This is a genomic window from Catenovulum adriaticum, assembly GCF_026725475.1.
GTDB classification, from domain to species: Bacteria; Pseudomonadota; Gammaproteobacteria; order Enterobacterales; family Alteromonadaceae; genus Catenovulum; species Catenovulum adriaticum.
The window spans coordinates 480,993-497,743 of sequence record NZ_CP109967.1 but is presented as its reverse complement, the minus strand read 5'-3'; the positions used below and the strand labels follow the sequence as shown (position 1 = coordinate 497,743).

Annotated in this window: 13 protein-coding genes; 12 read left to right on the top strand and 1 reads right to left on the bottom strand. The window is 38.8% G+C overall.

What is annotated here, in order from left to right:
* Window positions 1–134: 134 nt before the first annotated feature.
* The 12 genes from OLW01_RS17890 (at window position 135) to OLW01_RS17835 (ending at window position 15,027) form a co-directional block, all read left to right on the top strand.
* Window positions 135–3,263 (top strand): TonB-dependent receptor, encoded by a 3,129-nt coding sequence (locus tag OLW01_RS17890; RefSeq protein WP_268076866.1) that lies wholly within the window; start codon window positions 135–137, stop codon window positions 3,261–3,263.
* A gap of 114 nt (window positions 3,264–3,377) precedes the next feature.
* Window positions 3,378–5,618 carry a polysaccharide lyase 6 family protein gene (locus OLW01_RS17885; protein ID WP_268076865.1) on the top strand — a complete coding sequence of 747 codons (2,241 nt, stop codon included), beginning with the start codon at window positions 3,378–3,380 and terminating at the stop codon, window positions 5,616–5,618.
* 14 nt (window positions 5,619–5,632) lie between these two features.
* A complete protein-coding gene (locus tag OLW01_RS17880) occupies window positions 5,633–7,879 on the top strand; it encodes a heparinase II/III domain-containing protein (RefSeq protein WP_268076864.1) in 2,247 nt (748 codons plus the stop codon).
* A gap of 7 nt (window positions 7,880–7,886) precedes the next feature.
* A complete protein-coding gene (locus tag OLW01_RS17875; RefSeq protein WP_268076863.1) occupies window positions 7,887–8,024 on the top strand; it encodes a hypothetical protein in 138 nt (45 codons plus the stop codon).
* Window positions 8,025–8,046: 22 nt separating this feature from the next.
* Window positions 8,047–9,333: an MFS transporter gene (locus OLW01_RS17870; protein WP_268077302.1), complete on the top strand. Its 1,287-nt coding sequence runs from the start codon at window positions 8,047–8,049 to the stop codon at window positions 9,331–9,333.
* 3 nt (window positions 9,334–9,336) lie between these two features.
* On the top strand, window positions 9,337–10,251 hold the full coding sequence (locus tag OLW01_RS17865; protein ID WP_268076862.1) for a sugar kinase: 915 nt from the start codon (window positions 9,337–9,339) through the stop codon (window positions 10,249–10,251).
* Between the two features lie 52 nt (window positions 10,252–10,303).
* The gene (gene eda, locus OLW01_RS17860; RefSeq protein ID WP_268076861.1) at window positions 10,304–10,924 is read left to right on the top strand and encodes a bifunctional 4-hydroxy-2-oxoglutarate aldolase/2-dehydro-3-deoxy-phosphogluconate aldolase; all 621 of its coding nucleotides are present in this window, start codon (window positions 10,304–10,306) and stop codon (window positions 10,922–10,924) included.
* 68 nt (window positions 10,925–10,992) lie between these two features.
* A complete protein-coding gene (gene tpiA / locus OLW01_RS17855) occupies window positions 10,993–11,775 on the top strand; it encodes a triose-phosphate isomerase (protein WP_268076860.1) in 783 nt (260 codons plus the stop codon).
* A gap of 13 nt (window positions 11,776–11,788) precedes the next feature.
* Complete coding sequence (gene fbaA, locus OLW01_RS17850) at window positions 11,789–12,907, top strand: class II fructose-bisphosphate aldolase (RefSeq protein WP_268077301.1); 1,119 nt, start codon at window positions 11,789–11,791, stop codon at window positions 12,905–12,907.
* Window positions 12,904–13,875, top strand: coding sequence for a class 1 fructose-bisphosphatase (locus tag OLW01_RS17845; RefSeq protein ID WP_268076859.1), 972 nt, complete (start codon window positions 12,904–12,906; stop codon window positions 13,873–13,875). Before fbaA ends, OLW01_RS17845 begins: the two co-directional genes overlap by 4 nt.
* A gap of 192 nt (window positions 13,876–14,067) precedes the next feature.
* Window positions 14,068–14,577 (top strand): hypothetical protein, encoded by a 510-nt coding sequence (locus tag OLW01_RS17840; protein ID WP_268076858.1) that lies wholly within the window; start codon window positions 14,068–14,070, stop codon window positions 14,575–14,577.
* 66 nt (window positions 14,578–14,643) lie between these two features.
* On the top strand, window positions 14,644–15,027 hold the full coding sequence (locus OLW01_RS17835; RefSeq protein ID WP_182734499.1) for a hypothetical protein: 384 nt from the start codon (window positions 14,644–14,646) through the stop codon (window positions 15,025–15,027).
* 453 nt (window positions 15,028–15,480) lie between these two features.
* Here OLW01_RS17835 and OLW01_RS17830 read toward each other — a convergent pair whose 3' ends face one another.
* A complete protein-coding gene (locus tag OLW01_RS17830; protein WP_268076857.1) occupies window positions 15,481–16,551 on the bottom strand; it encodes a transposase in 1,071 nt (356 codons plus the stop codon).
* Between the last annotated feature and the right edge of the window lie 200 nt (window positions 16,552–16,751).

Sequence of the window (16,751 nt, the reverse complement as noted above, 5' to 3'; positions counted from 1 at the left end):
TGTATTACAAAGGTTATTTTTTGTAAGTCATAAATTTAAAATACTGTTTGACATGGGTTTGGGTTTTTGGTTAGATTATATTGTCTGTCAGAATGATCACGCAGAGGCGTTAACAACATTAAGGCTCAAGCACTATGAAAAAAATTAACAAAAATATTAACAAAGATGTAAACACACACTTTAATTTTAGTTTGCTTAGTAAAGCAGTTTCGGGGGTTTTGCTAGCATCAGCTATATCTCCTGCATACGCTCAGGACGCACAAGGTACGGAAGTAGAAGCTCAAGAAACTGAGACTATTGAAGTAACTGGCACACGCGCAACTATGACCCGGTCTTTAAGCGAAAAGAAAAATACGGTTGCAATTGTTGATGCAATTGCGGCGGCTGATTTTGGTGAATTACCTGGGTTATCGCTTTCTGATGTTATTGAAAACATTACCAGTGTATCTGGCCACCGTGGTAAAGGTAGTGCATCGGAAATGTCGATTCGTGGTTTAGGTCCATTTTTGGGCTATGCGACTTTCAACCAGCGAACCGTAACTAGTGCAGGCTATTCAAGAGCGGTTAATTTTAAAAAATTCCCGTCTGAATTAAGCGATAAAGTGGTGGTTTATAAATCGCAGCAAGCTGATTTAATTGAAGGCGGTGTTGCCGGTACAATTAATGTTGACCCACTTAAAGCATTAGATTACGGCAAGCGTCAAGTAATTGCTGAAATTGAAGGGGTTTATAATTCTCACACTGCTCGCCAAGATGATTATAGCGGTTTAGGCAGTGAGTTTAACGTCTCGTATGTTGATCAGTTCAGAGATACAGGTTTTGGTGATATTGGTTTTTCAGTGGGTTATAAAGTTTCTGACTCTTCAAATCCAGAAGAAAGCGTATTATCAAGTTCAAATATGTATTCATGTGCAACGCGTTTAGCAGACGGTACACCTTTAGCTGTCGCTGACGATTGTGAAGATAATAACGATGGCACTAATACCAACGTTACTCGCGAAAATATTGATGATTATGATAAAGATTCTATCTTTTTAGTGCCTTCAAGTTATACCTTCCGTAATCAAGAAGAAGAAGATGAGCGTGAAGCTTTTGTTGGTACCGTGCAATGGCAACCGAACGCAGATTGGGATGTTAATTTTGATTTAGAGTATTCAAATAATTTTTACTTTGAAGACAGACACGATTTTATATTAACCAGTGCTCGACGTGAACTTGAAGACCATATTATTGGTGAAGACCATTCGCTTTTATATGCCACAGGTATCGCTAAACTTGAAGCTCAAGGTTATTACCGTGAAGAAGATGAAACCTATAATGGCTTAGGTTTAAACATTGAACATTATGTGAATGACAGCTTACGCATTGAGATGGATTTATCTTATTCTAAATCTTGGCGTAATCGTACCAGCTGGAAATCTCGTGTTGTTACCAATGATTATTGGAATTATTCAATGGACATTCGTAATAATCGTTTACCTCAGTTAACTTTTTTAGATGAAAATCGTCTAGCTGAAGGCGAATCTGGTTATACAGGTGTTGGTGTATTCGACCCAACCGATCCACAATCTTGGTCAACCGAGAATAATAACGGAAACGAAACAACCAACCGTTATGAACGTGAAATGGAAGAGCGTTTTGACCGAATTAAAGCAGTTAAATTTGATGCTGAATATGTATTAGACAATGGCTTTTTCTCAACGGTTAAAGCGGGTGTACGTTATTCTGAACAATCGTTATATTCAGATAATGATGACGATAGAGCGGTTATTCCACATTACGATGACGACTATGAAGCCGGTGTAGTGCAAGATGCCTCTGAATATCGAGTTGACGACACCGAAATTGGTAACTTATTAATTAACAACTGTTTCAAAGATTGGTCTAATCCAGAATGGATGTCGAGTGAAGACGGCAATGCGATCTCTGGTAATACTGAAAACGGTACGCCAGCCGATCAATGGGCTCAATTTGATGGTCGTTGTGGCTTTGCTAACATTTCACAAGTAGGTGAGTTACAAGCTGATGGCACTTATTCATTTGTTGATATTGGCCCTTATGATGATCGCCGCAGCCCGGGTGATGATTTAATTGACGAAAACATTTTTGCCGCTTATGCCATGGGTAATATTTATACCTCATTATTCGGTTATGACGTAACGGGTAATGTAGGTGTGCGTATGGTCCAAACGAAAGTAGAATCGACCGGCTATCGCCTACCTTATGATATTACTGAAACCACACAAGATGACGGTACAATTAATTATTCTATCGGTTTGTCTGGCGAGCGTGACGAAGTAGAAACCATAGTGCGCAAAAACGAATCACTTCGTTTTTTACCTAGTGCAAATATTACCTTTCATCTAGATGATGAGGTGTTATTAAGAGGGGCGTTATACCGTGCGATGTCACGACCTAATTTGCAAGATTTAGGCGCTGGTCGTGTTATTGATGATAACGAAGATAATGATATTACTTCTTTATCACAATTAATTAATCGGGTAGACGGTGATAACCCTTATATAGATCCATTAATGTCAGAAAATGCGGATATTTCATTAGAATGGTATCCATCAGAAGATATGTATTTATCAACGGCATTTTACTTCAAAAAATTTAATGCGAACTTCCGCAGTGTTTCGTTAGATGAAACCTTAAACTTCCGCCGAAAAGCAGATGACGGCACCATTTTAGACGATGTTGAAGTGCCTGTTGTTGTTAACTCAAATACCTATACTGACGAGCCAGCTTATTTGCGAGGTATTGAGTTTTCTTATCAACAAGCTTTTGCCTTTTTACCAGAGCCGTTTGATGGTTTAGGGACTAAAATGTCTTATAACTACGCGAGTTCATCATTTGATAACCAAGACGGTGCTTTTGGTGATATTTACAACGCTGAGGGTGAGTTAGAGCAAGAAGGTTTTGATTTTGTCGATTCTGCAAACTTATTTGGCTTCTCCAAGCATGTATTTTCAGGTTCAGTATATTGGGATATAGGGGATTTTGAATTCCGCGTGCTTTATAAATCGCGTTCAAAATACTTCCAGCCTAATACAGGTGCTAGAGCAAACCGTTATGTTGAACCGTTTGAGTACGTAGATGCAACGGCCAAATACAGATTCAATAAAAACTACTCTTTATATTTTAAAGTTAAAAACGTATTAGATGAAGCTCAATACATGACTCGAACTACAGACACAACCCCAACGTTGATCTCAAGTTCAGGTCCTAAATATTTCTTAAGCTTTAAAGCTAAGTTTTAAGCGGTCATTAGCCATATTTTTGCCATTAAATATGGCTAATTAATCTATGGAGCGCATCGCTACCTACTTTAGATGCGCTCTGCTTTTTAAGCTTAAAATCTGCAGGGGTTTTGTATGAAAATTTGCATGAAAAAGTCTCAACTTTTAGTGAGCAGCGCGTTATGTTTATTCAGTAGTTTTGTTTTTGCTGCCGATTATAAAGTATCGAATCAAGCAGATTACGAGCAAGCTGTTAAAAAGTTATCAGCGGGCGACACTGTCATTTTAGCAAATGGCGAATGGAAAAATTTTGAAATTGTATTTAAAGGGCAAGGCACAAAAGACAAGCCGATTACCTTAAAAGCTCAAAACAAAGGTCAGGTTTTGTTAACTGGCCAATCAAATTTACGTTTAGCAGGTGAGCACCTTGTTGTTTCAGGCTTAACCTTTAAAAATGGCTACACGCCAAGTAACTCTGTTATCTCATTTAAATACAACGATAAAGAATTGGCGAATCATAGCCGAGTAACAGAAGTTGTAATCGACGAATTTAGCAACCCAGATAGATTTGAATCAGATTATTGGGTAGCGCTTTATGGTCAGCATAATCGTTTTGACCATTCATTTTTACGTGGTAAAAGAAACAAAGGCGTTACCATGGCGGTTCGTTTAAATAACGAAGCAAGCCAGCAAAACCATCATTTAATTGACCATAACTATTTTGGTCCACGCCCTGTATTTGGTTCAAATGGCGGTGAAACACTGCGCATTGGCACCAGCCATTATTCATTAAGTGATTCATTTACCCGAGTAGAGAATAACTATTTTGATCGTTGCGATGGTGAAGTTGAAATTATTTCAGTTAAGTCAGGCAAAAACCAAATTAAAAATAATGTATTTTTTGAATCTCGTGGCACCTTAACGCTTCGTCATGGTAACGGTAACTTGATTGAAAATAACGTGTTTTTTGGTAATGGTGTTGATCACACTGGCGGTATCCGCGTGATTAATCGCGACCAAACAGTCCGTAATAATTATTTAGCTGATTTAACGGGTTATCGTTTCGGTAGCGGCTTTACCATAATGAATGGGGTGCCTAATTCACCTATTAACCGTTATCACCAAGTGGTAAACGCAACCGTTGAAAATAATACGTTAGTGAATGTTGAAAACATTTATTTAGGTGCCGGCTCTGACAGCGAGCGAACGGCAACCCCAAAAAATTCAAGTTTTAGCAATAATTTAATTATTAATCAAAATAATCAATCACCTTTTACGTTGTTAGATGATATCAGTGGGATTACATTTAATAATAATCTGGTGAATTTTAAACCAACTCAAATTAAACAAGGTTTGGTTCAACAAGAACTTAACTTAACGCAAGATGCAAATGGCTTATCTGTGTTAAGAAATACCTCAGTTGGTGCAAAATTAGAGCGCGTATTGGCCAAAGAAGATACTGGGCCAACTTGGTACAGTAAAGCAGATTTGGCTAAGCCTTTTAATAGCGGCAAGTTAATTTCAATTAAACCTGCAGACAGTGTTTTATCCGACACTTTAAAAAATGCCCAGTCGGGAGACGTGATTGAGCTTGCCAGTGGTGAATATATTGCGCGTAAAATTTTGGCAGTCGATAAAACCATTACCTTTAAAGCGGCAAACAATGCCAATGTGGTGATTTACCCACAGCGAAGTTCATTATTTGAGATTCAAAATAAAGGCTCATTAAAGTTAGACGGTATTACTTTAAGTGGTCGATACAGCCCTGATTCAAGCGGCAATATGCTGATTAGAACTCAAAAATGGGGCATGTATAACAACTATCAATTTGTGATGAATAACAGCAAAGTTATGAATTTAGATGTGAATCATTCTTATCATTTTTTCGACGCTGGCGCGCGTAGTTTTGCAGACCTGATTGAAGTGACTAATAGTGAATTTAGCAATATTACAGGTGACTTATTCAGGTTAAATCAAGAAACTGACGACCTTGGTATTTATAACGCTGAATACGTTGTGCTAAAAAATAATGAGTTTAAAAAAGTGCAAGGGGCGTTGTTGGATTTATACCGCGGCGGTACTGACGAAAGTACTTTTGGCCCGCACTTAGCAATGCATAACAACCAGATTAGCCAAGTGGGATCGGGTAAACGCAATAAATTACAAGCATCTATTCGCTTACATGGGGTGCAAGTTTCAGTGGTGGAAGATAACCAGTTTGAAAATAGCGCTTTGATTAAAGTTGAACATACAGTAGGCGACCCAATAACGGTTATCCGAAATAATGAGTTTGCAAAAACGAAAGCACCAAAGGCAGTTGAACTCGTGTTTGACCAAGCACCAACGGCAACCATTGAAGATAACGAATTTAAATAAGGGTGGCGATTATCATGAAATTAATTAATGTAAACCATGCATTTGTAGTCGGTTTAGCGCTATCGTCCACTGGCATGGCCATGATTTCGCCAACCTATGCGGGTGAAATTTTATCTGACAGCACTAAAGTGCAAGTAGAGCATCCAAATTTGGTTAACACCTTTAACGATGTTGTAAAAATGCGTGAAGCAGTTAAAAAAAGTGGTCGGTTTCAGGCTGCGTTTTTAGCAAAACAGGCACATATTGATAGTGTGTTAACTCAGCCAATTAACGTGCCCGTTCCAAAAGATGCAGGGGGCGGCTACACCCACGAAGTGCATAAAAATAATTATCGACTTATGTTTGATGCAGGGACTTTGTTTCAAATTACCCAGGATCCTAAATATGCCAACTTTGTTAAATCTGTTTTATTGGAATACGCAAAATTATATCCAACATTAGGCGCTCACCCAGAAGTTAAAAGCTCCAACCCAGGCCAATTATTTTGGCAAGGGCTAAACGAAGCCGTTTGGTTAGTACATACCATTCAAGCCTATGATGCTGTGGTATCGCATTTATCAAAAGCAGATAGAAAGACCATTGAGAAAGGTGTTTTAGAGCCAGTTGCTTTATTTTTATCTGAGCAATCACCACAAACTTTTAATAAAGTACACAATCATGGCACTTGGGCAACTTGTGCTGTTGGCATGACAGGTTATGTATTAGATAAGCCTGAATGGGTTGAAAAAGCGCTTTATGGTTTAGACAAATCGGGTACTGGTGGTTTTATGCGCCAACTGGACGAGTTGTTTTCACCAAATGGTTATTATAACGAAGGCCCTTATTATCAACGTTATGCATTAATGCCATTTGTTACTTTTGCTAAAGCCATTGAAAATAATCAGCCAGAGCGAAAAATATTTGAATATCGTGATAATGTTTTACTAAAAGCGATTAACACGACCGCTCAGTTAAGTTACAATGGTCTATTTTTTCCAATTAACGATGCAATAAAATCCAAAGGTATTGATACCATTGAATTAGTCAATGGTATTGCGATTGCTTATGGGATTACCAGCGAAACGGGTTTACTGGATATTGCCAAACAGCAAAACCGGGTGCTATTAACGGGCGATGGTTTAAAAGTTGCTAACGCGTTAGATAAAGGTTTACAAACAGATTATCAGTTTAAAACTCAAGCTTTTGGTGACGGGGCTACTGGCGACAATGGTGCATTTGTTGTACTACGCAGTGATAGTAGCAAAAATGCCAGTGTCGCAACGGTAAAAGCAACCTCTCAAGGGTTGGGTCATGGTCATTTTGATAAGCTAGGGTTGTCTTATTACGATCAAGGCACCGAGATTTTAACCGATTATGGTGCGGCTCGATTTTTAAACGTAGTGGCTAAATTTGGTGGTCGCTATTTACCAGAAAACGACTCTTATGCACAGCAAAGCATTGCACATAATACTTTAATTGCAGATGAAACCAGTCACTTTAATGGGGTTACTAAAGTCGGGAATCAACATCACCCGAAAGTCGATTTATTTGCAAATACAGATCAAGTAAAACTGGTCTCTGCGTCAATTGATACTGCATACCAAGGTATTCAATTAGCAAGAACCACCGCTTTGGTATCCATTCCAGATGAAAACATCGACTGGGTGATTGACGTGTTCAATGCACAATCAAGTACCCCTCATCAATATGATTTGGCTTTTCATTATGATGGTCATTTTATTGAATCAAACTTTAAATATCAGGCTCATACTGAGCAATTAAAACCACTGGGCACGGCTAATGGTTACCAACATTTGTGGTTAACGGCTAGTGCTCAAACCGAACAATCACAAGCGATTAGCCAATTAACTTGGTTAAACGATAATGGCCGATTCTATACATTGAGCACGGTAAATGACAACAATTTAAACGTGTTGTTTGCACGCGCCGGCGCTAATGATCCTAATTTTAACTTGCGAGAAGACAAAGCTTTTGTATTACGTGTTAAAGACCAAGCACAGCATCAGTTTGTTAGTTTGTTAGAAGCGCATGGTGAATATAATCCAGCTAAAGAATATACCTTAAAAAGCAAAACCAGCATTCAAAATTTAAGCTTTGAACGCAAGGATGGTGTGAGCCTAATCATTGTTGAGCTAAATGATGGCCGTCAATATTTAATTGCCTATCAGCAACAAAATAAGCAAGCACAAACATTTGATTTTGATGGAAAAACGTACAAGCTTAAAGAAGCCGTAAATTTATTTACGTTAACCAAGAAGTGAAAATTAAATGAGCCAATATAAATACTTAAAAACCGAGAATAGCTTTTTTATTCTGCCTGACATGACACCTGGCGTAATGGGTAAAAGTGCGGATGTTGCTTTAGCAGCATTCAGCCTTGAACGCGAAAACTTTTTAGGAGCTTAATGTGAAAACTAATACATTTAAAATGAAACATTTAAGATGGCTTGTTGTGAGTTTAGTCTCTTTCGCGACCATTATTAACTACATCGACAGAACAGCTTTATCAGTTATGTGGCCAAGTGTAGCAGAAGATTTGGGCATGGATAGTCACGATTACGCCAACATTATGAGCGTATTTTTAATTGCCTATGCAATTGGTCAAGCCGTGTTTGGCCGTATTTTTGATGCGGTTGGTACACGTATCGGCTTTATGTTGTCTATTGTGGTTTGGTCAGTGTCTATCGCGTTACATGCGGTTGCCTCATCGGTTACTTCTTTTAGTATCTTTAGGGTGTTACTGGGGTTTGGTGAAGCCGGTAACTGGCCAGGCGCAACGAAAGCCAATGCTGAATGGTTTCCAATTCGTGAGCGTGCTTTAGCGCAAGGTATTTTTGGCGCGGGTGCTTCTATGGGTAGCATAATTGCGCCACCTTTAGTTGCTGCTTTATATGCATTTTTTGGTTGGCAGGCAACCTTTATTATTGTGGCAAGTTTAGGTTTTGTTTGGTTAGTGCCTTGGTTAATTGTTTATAAATGTGGTCCTGAAGCGCATCCATGGATTACAGAAGATGAGCGCCAATACATTTTAACAGGTCAAAAAGCGGTTGAATTAGATGAAAAAATTGATGAATTAAAAGTAGATGAATATGTGCCTACCTTTAAACAATTATTATCACATCGTCAAAGCTGGAGCGTTATTTTAGGTCGCTTTTTTATAGAGCCTATTTGGTGGTTGTTTGTTGCTTGGTTACCACTTTATCTAAATGATAAATTTGGGTTTGAAGTAAAAGAAATTGGTGCCTCTGCTTGGATTCCATATGTGGGTGCTGCAATAGGTGCAATTTTTGGTGGCTGGTTATCAGGCCGCTTAATTAAGCGCGGCTGGAGCGTTAACAAAGCACGTAAAACCGTAGTGGGTATTGGTGGCCTTTGCATGTTACCTGCATTAATTGCAACCTCAGTGGCTAGTACGCCAATGTTAGCTTTAGGTTTAATTGCCATTATTTTATTTGGTTTTCAAACCGCTATTAATAATATTCAAACACTGCCAAGCGATTACTTTTCAGGTAAAAGTGTGGCGTCATTAGCTGGTTTTAGTGGGGCATTTGGGGTTATTAGTGTTATTACGGCCATTCAAATTGTGCCAATTATTACTCAAGACGGTACGCATTATTTACCTTTCTTCATTTTAGGTGCGGCTTTAGTGCCTCTTATGCTATTAGCTGTATTAGTGTTAGGTGGCAAAATTAAACCGGTAAAAAGGAAGAGCTAAACCGTGAGTAAAATCTTTTTATTTGGTGAATGTATGGTTGAGTTGTCGTCGAACCAACAAGACACGCTTAACCAGTCTTTCGCCGGAGATTTTTTTAACGCCGCTGTTTATTTAAAACGTGCGTTTGAGCCAATTGAGGTTAATTTATTAACCGCAATTGGCAAAGATAAGCTCAGTAACGCCATGATTAAGCTGTTTGAACACGAGCAGCTTAATACTGATTTAGTGTTTAAAGATACAAAAAAGCTACCGGGTTTATATTGGATTCAACTGGATAACAAAGGCGAACGTTCTTTTGATTATTGGCGCAGTGATGCAGCGGTACGCCAAATCATGAAATGGATAGACGATAAAACCTTAGCAGAGCTCACTCACAGTGACTGGTTTTTCTTTTCGGGTATTTCGTTGGCGGTTATTAACCCACAAGACAGAGCTTTGTTTTGGAAAATGCTGGATGCACTTAAACTTGCTGGCGTTAAAATTGCATTCGATCCGAATTATCGGCATCAATTGTGGCAAAACGAAGCAGAAGCGAGAGCGCATTTTGAGCAGGCATTTGAGTATACAGATATGTTACTGCCCGGAGTAGATGATTTTAAAACGCTATACGCAATTGAAACCGCCGAACAAGTTGCCGATTTTTGTCAGCCTTATCAAATAGATGAGCTCATTATTAAAAATGGTGAGCAAGGCGTTTATTGTGTTTACCAAAACCAAGTTAGGCAGATTAATATTGAACCGGTAAACCATGTGGTTGATACCACATCGGCGGGCGATTCATTTAACGGGGTTTATTTAGGGGCGCGATTATCAGGCAAAGATGTCGCAAACTCAGTGGCATTAGCAGCTAAAGCGGCTGCAATTGTCATTCAACATAAAGGCGCCATTGTGCCGAAACAAGTCTTTACATTAGCCTAATCACAGCGGGTTAGTTTAAAGCTATACACACGGGTTTTAAGGGTATTTATAAATGAAAACTTTCTCCGATTTAATGGGGAGCCAGAAAGTGCTGCCTATCATTCAAGTTGAAAACGAAGAACAAGGTGTAAAAACCGCACAAGCCATGGTTTCAGGTGGTATTAGTGTGGTTGAAGTTGTGTTACGCACTTCGGGTTCATTGGCTGCATTATCTGCAATTAAAAAAGCCTTTCCTGATTTACAAGTGGGGGCTGGCACCATTTTAGACCAAGATAAACTGAACCAAGCCCTTGAAGCGGGGGCCGATTTTATTATTACTCCAGCCATTACCCCTAAATTATTAACTGCATTGAGTCAATGCACAGTGCCGGTTATTCCTGGTGTATCCAATACAGCCGATATTGCACTTGCTCATGAGTTTGGGTTTAGAGAAATGAAGCTGTTTCCAGCCTCGTTATGTGGTGGTGTCGCTTTTTTAAAAGCGGTTTCAAGTGTATTTCAAAATGTAACATTTTGTCCAACAGGCGGCGTTAACCCAGAAAATTTAGCTGATTTTATCAGTTTGCCTAATGTTAGTGCAGCTGGTGGTACTTGGTTGGCAAATAAAACCTGGATAGAAGCGGGTAATTGGCAACAAATTACCCAAGCCTGTTTAACAGCTAGCCAAGCGTAAATAGATTTTAAACGATCCTCGACACGACACGGATGTCACCCTTTAATATTTCGATATAGGTTATACACATGAATAACAGACGCCCCATCATCATCGCCAATTGGAAATTAAACGGTGGAATAGATTTACTGTGTAGCTCGGTTGTTTCGTTTATTCGTAAACATTACGAAGCTGAAATAGTAGTTTGTCCACCTTACATTTATATTCGAGATATGCTTAATTTTTTACAGCATTCAGAGATTCGTATCGGTAGCCAAAATGTTAGCAAGTTTGAATCAGGCGCGTTTACCGGCGAAACCTCAGCACAAATGCTAAAAGAAGCCGGCTGCAAATACTGCTTAATTGGCCACTCAGAGCGCCGCTCAATGTTTAGAGAAAATAACGCCAGTTGCCAAATTAAAGTTCAGCGTGCCTTAGATACCTGCTTAACCCCCGTTTTATGTATTGGTGAAAATAATGAAGAGCGTGAAAACCAAATAACGCGTGATGTGCTAACCCGACAGCTCACCGAAGGGCTTGAAGGACTTGATTTAAAAGACAAAGAAATTTGTATTGCTTACGAACCTATTTGGGCAATAGGTACAGGCAAAGCCGCATCACCTGAGATTGCACAAGAAGTGCACCATTTTATACGCCACGAATTAGTCGCACTGTATGGCGAAGATACCGCAAACAAGATTCGTTTGTTATATGGCGGTAGTGTTAATAAAACCAATGCGGCTGATTTATTGGTTCAGCCAGATATTGATGGATTATTAGTAGGTGGTGCCAGCCTAGACCCTGAACATTTTGAGGCAATTTGCCAGCAAGCCACTATTCAAGCAGCCCTTCAAGAAAAAAGCAATCTGTAACCGGAGTATCATGATGAATTCTCAACTAGCCGACTTTTCAGACAAAACAATTCAACAAATCACTGCTGGCGGTGGTGTAATGACAGGCGATCAAGTAACCGCTTTATTTGCCTATGCCAAGCGTAATCAGTTTGCCTATCCAGCCGTTAATGTGGTGGGCACCAACTCAGTTAACGCAACGTTAGAGGCCGCAAAAAAAGCAAATTCGCCCGTTATTATTCAGTTTTCAAACGGCGGAGCAGGCTTTTTTATAGGTAAAGGCTCTGGCTTATCGGGTATTCAAGCGTCGGTTGAAGGCGCCGTAGCTGGTGCGCATTATGTACATTATGCCGCTAAGGCTTATGGTGTACCTGTTATTTTACACACGGATCACGCCGCTAAAAAATTATTACCTTGGATAGACGGTTTACTCGATGCAGGTGAAGCTTTTTATAAAGCCAATGGTAAATCTTTATTCAGCTCACACATGATTGATTTATCGGAAGAATCGTTAGAAGAAAATATCGATATTTGCCAGCGTTACTTACAACGAATGAGCAAACTAGAGATGACACTTGAAATTGAGTTAGGCTGCACGGGCGGCGAAGAAGACGGAGTAGATAACACAGATATCGACAGTGCTTCTTTATATACTCAACCAGAAGACGTTGCATACGCTTATGAAAAGCTAAATGCGATTAGCCCAAGATTTACCATTGCCGCTTCGTTTGGCAACGTACACGGAGTATATAAACCCGGCAATGTTAAACTCACGCCGCTTATTTTGAAAAACTCACAAGCGCACGTTAGTAAACAATTTAATTTAGCGCATAACAGCTTAGATTTTGTTTTTCATGGTGGTTCAGGTTCAGACTTAAAAGATATTCAAGAAGCGATCTCATACGGCGTGATTAAAATGAATATTGATACCGATACCCAGTGGGCAACATGGGATGGTATTAAACACTATTATCAAGACAAGCAAGGTTATTTACAAACCCAAATAGGTAACCCTGATGGTGACGACCAACCCAATAAAAAGTATTATGATCCCAGAGTATGGCTGCGCCACGCCGAGCAAAGTATGGCCGAGCGTTTAGCCATTACGTTTACGGATTTAAATTGCCAAAATCGCTTAGAGATTAAAATATGAAAAGACTAACGAATGTGCTGGTTGACGATAAAGTTTGCCCCCAACTGCAATCTGTTTTGTTTAGCATAGTCACCGCGTGTAAAGATATTTCATTTCGAGTGGGTCAAGGCGCGCTTAGTGGCGTGTTGGGAGCAACCCAAGATGAAAATGTGCAAGGTGAACAGCAAAAAAAACTGGATGTCATTGCTAATCAAATACTAAAAGATTATTTAGCAGCTGATAATAACGTACGCTCGATTGCATCTGAAGAGGAAGATACCATAGTCGCGGCTAATGAAACCGGTGATTATATTGTCGGTTTTGATCCGCTAGATGGTTCATCTAATATTGATATTAATGGTCAAATTGGCACCATTTTTACTATTTTTTCTGCAGTTAATCAGCTTAACGCTGATGACCCTGCACAGTTTCAACAAACTGGGCGTGAGCAAGTGGCCGCTGGATATGTACTATATGGCTCATCCAGTGTTTTAGTATTAACCACGGGTAAGGGCACGCAATGTTTTACTTTAGATAAAACGTTTGGCGAATTTGTACTCACCAATGATGCAATGCAGGTACCGACTGAAACTCAAGAATTTTCGATTAACATGGCCAATTCACGCTTTTGGTTTGAACCGATTCAGTATTACATTAACGACTTATTAAAAGGCGAAATTGGCATTCGTAAAAAGCGTTATAACATGCGTTGGAACGCCGCTATGGTGGGGGATGTGCATAGAGTATTAACCCGTGGTGGCATTTTTTTATACCCGCAGGATAAACGAGATCCAAACAAACCGGCAAAACTTAGGCTATTGTACGAAGCTAATCCAATGGCAATGTTAATGGAAAACGCAGGCGGCAAAGCATCAACCGGATTACAACCTATTTTAGATGTAAAAATTGATGACTTACATCAAAGAGTACCTGTGATTATGGGCTCGAGTGAAGAAGTAGAGCAATGCCAGTTTTACTACAACCAATAGATTCATTATTTTAAATAGCCCCTGTAGTGTCGTGTAGGCTCAAGGATGAGCCTTTTTTATCATTAATAGACTGCTTAAATACTGACCAGAATCAATGACAGCCACCTATAAGAGAGACTGTTAATTTATTTAAGTTGCTGTAATTTATCGTTTTTAGGTGTGCCTGTCTTTTGTTTTTCGTTTGGAGGTTTAGTGCAAGAATTAATTGAAGATGTCGAATTGTCATTTAAATTATTCGAGTTTGCGGTGCGGACTATGTGCTACGCAGAACTAGATAAAATTGATTCAACATTATTCGGTCAAGACATTCAATTGAATCTAACAGAAGAAAATGTCTCATTCTCTGATAACAATTTTCAAGATCTGAATGAAATAATTAAAGTATCAAAAATGGCTGTAGGGACAGCGTTCGGTTCCACAGCGATTTGCTTAGATTGTTTATTAGAAAATAACCAATCAAAAAATGAAAATATAATAAATGCAAAATCACTCATATCCGCGGTTCGTAATGCATTTTCTCATGGTATTGCAGCACCTGAGTGGTATGTTAAAAAACATAATTTCAAAATAATAGATTTATCATTTATAAATGGGCCTAAAGTAGATTTAGAGTCACTAAATAAAAAAGCATTTGATTATTCACAAATAGGCGGCTTAGCTGTTTGGTATAGGCTTAAAGATTATGTATTGGCAAACACATAACCAGGCAAAGCTGGCCGGGACGGCCTACGGCCGCCCCAGTTTGCGGCGTTAGTGTGCAAGGAACCCATGAAGATATTCGTATTTTTTATTATTATGTTTTCAGATTTCGTTATTGCAGACGATTGTTCTTTTGCAAACGTTAGTAATGAATACGTTATCGAAAATGCGGAAATTGACGCAAAATATAGTTTTGAATCTAAAGGTGTATCTTTTATAGCTGTGGCTAATGGTTTCGGTCCAACTCGACCGGGATTTGAGCATATAAATATGTCTGCTTGTCTCATGATTAAAACTAAATGGGATATATTGTGGGTTGGTGCTGACAGTGGTGTTTGTCCACAGCAAAAAAAACTAGAATTACATGCAATTTCTTATTCTCGTTTGTTTAATGAGAAAATGATTCAGCTTGCTAAGTTAAGTAAAAAATATGATTGCGCTACTGAGTTGTAAAATGCACCTTAATAAATAAGGATAGATAATTGGACTCCCCTTTTATGAAATCGTGAGCTATTTTGTTCACGTCAAATATTTGATTTGGAGTCTGTTATGAAAAATACAATCGTAGGTGTTGATTTAGCCAAAAATGTTATTCAGGTTTGTATTTATTCAAACCAAAAAGTGCGCTCTAACGTAAGTAAAAACTTAAAAGCCAGTCATCTATAAAAGAGTTTAAAAACAGTTGCTTAGTGATTTTTTGCTTTGTGTACATTGGTTTTTATTAATGAAGCTTTTAAACTTGGCAGTCATTTAACGGATGGGTCTGATATCTTGTATTAGTGAGTTGCTGACGGGTGAAATTCAGCTGTATTGGAATAGATGTTAGTATTGTTGGTCAATTTTAGACACAAGCATGTCGGCAATTAGATTGTGCGTTAAAATAAAGGCTTTGGACTTCATTTGAATTTAGGTTTGCAGCCTCTGCTTTGTTTTAGTGATGCCTTTTACGCGTTTGAGTTGATGGGCTTTAGCATAATGTTGTAATTGAACCGCTTGACCAATGGAATGGCTAAAATTTGTTTCAATGGCACTGGCAAATTCAAGCCAAGATTCATCCGTTAAACCTAATCGTTGGACAATGGAAGGGATATTAGATTGAATAAATCCACGTTTATCTTGGCGGATTTGGCGGCCAGTCCAATCGACTAATTCGACATAATCAATTAACGAAAATGGAATATGACTGGCATCCCGTTTAAAATTGGGTGCTAGTTCTTGATTTGATTTAACAAAGGGTAATAACTCAGCTTTACGAACTGGATTTAAGTGATTGGATTGTTTTGAATCGACTTGAGTCTGCTTTGCTTGTGTCGTTTCTTGCTCAATGTTAGGTATAGCAGGGGCTATTCCTAATCGTTCCTGAATAGAGGTAAAATCAGAGGTTTCCGGTGTATCTGCCATTTTGGCACGAATAGGGTTTAAATCAACATAAGTCATACAAGCTAATACAGCAACTTCATCTAATAAGGCTTGCGACTTAAACCGACCTTCCCAAAAATGCCCTTTACAATTATCTTCTACGTTTGCTTGTCTCGCAATAAACTCATTTAAAAAACGCATAAACCAACTGATACTGGTCAGTCTTTCCCGATAATCAGCGACACACCCATCCAATACAAACTGATGACTGTTAGGTAAAGCCTTACCCTTGATATAACGAGCAATAATGGGTTTAGGCTGACAAACACAATGCCAACGTTTTAACACTTCATCTTGGGTTAATAATTTAGCTTTATCCGTATTAACCCGTAACACCAAATGATAGTGATTACTCATAATGGCATAAGCGGCAACATCAATACAAAACACAGAGGCCAGAAACTTAATGCGTTCAATTAACCAAAGTTTACGATGGTCAAAGTTTTTTTGCGTTAACTTATCAAAACCACACAAATAACCACGGCGTACACATCGGGCAATGCAGTGATAATAAGGCGTATCGGATAATGAAATTAAACTGCTTCTGGGTTTAGCCATAACAACACTCTAAATAACTGTTTATTTAATCATGCGTGGTTGGATATACAGTTAAGTTTGGCAGTTGAAGATGATTTGTCAAATTTGGATAGTCAGAAAGCTAGCATTAGAATCTAAGTTATTGTAACTTAATGTTTTTAGGTGTGCCTGTCTTATGGGGTTTTATGGGGTTTATCCTGCAGTCACGGCATTAGTGCATC

What these genes read in the sequence shown, in the direction of transcription:
- OLW01_RS17890 (WP_268076866.1), top strand. Translation starts at nt 135, where the DNA reads ATGAAAAAAATTAACAAAAATATTAACAAAGATGTAAACACACACTTT.
- OLW01_RS17885 (WP_268076865.1), top strand. Translation starts at nt 3,378, where the DNA reads ATGAAAATTTGCATGAAAAAGTCTCAACTTTTAGTGAGCAGCGCGTTA.
- OLW01_RS17880 (WP_268076864.1), top strand. Translation starts at nt 5,633, where the DNA reads ATGAAATTAATTAATGTAAACCATGCATTTGTAGTCGGTTTAGCGCTA.
- OLW01_RS17875 (WP_268076863.1), top strand. Translation starts at nt 7,887, where the DNA reads ATGAGCCAATATAAATACTTAAAAACCGAGAATAGCTTTTTTATTCTG.
- OLW01_RS17870 (WP_268077302.1), top strand. Translation starts at nt 8,047, where the DNA reads ATGAAACATTTAAGATGGCTTGTTGTGAGTTTAGTCTCTTTCGCGACC.
- eda (WP_268076861.1), top strand. Translation starts at nt 10,304, where the DNA reads ATGAAAACTTTCTCCGATTTAATGGGGAGCCAGAAAGTGCTGCCTATC.
- tpiA (WP_268076860.1), top strand. Translation starts at nt 10,993, where the DNA reads ATGAATAACAGACGCCCCATCATCATCGCCAATTGGAAATTAAACGGT.
- fbaA (WP_268077301.1), top strand. Translation starts at nt 11,789, where the DNA reads ATGAATTCTCAACTAGCCGACTTTTCAGACAAAACAATTCAACAAATC.
- OLW01_RS17845 (WP_268076859.1), top strand. Translation starts at nt 12,904, where the DNA reads ATGAAAAGACTAACGAATGTGCTGGTTGACGATAAAGTTTGCCCCCAA.
- OLW01_RS17835 (WP_182734499.1), top strand. Translation starts at nt 14,644, where the DNA reads ATGAAGATATTCGTATTTTTTATTATTATGTTTTCAGATTTCGTTATT.
- OLW01_RS17830 (WP_268076857.1), bottom strand. Translation starts at nt 16,551, where the DNA reads ATGGCTAAACCCAGAAGCAGTTTAATTTCATTATCCGATACGCCTTAT.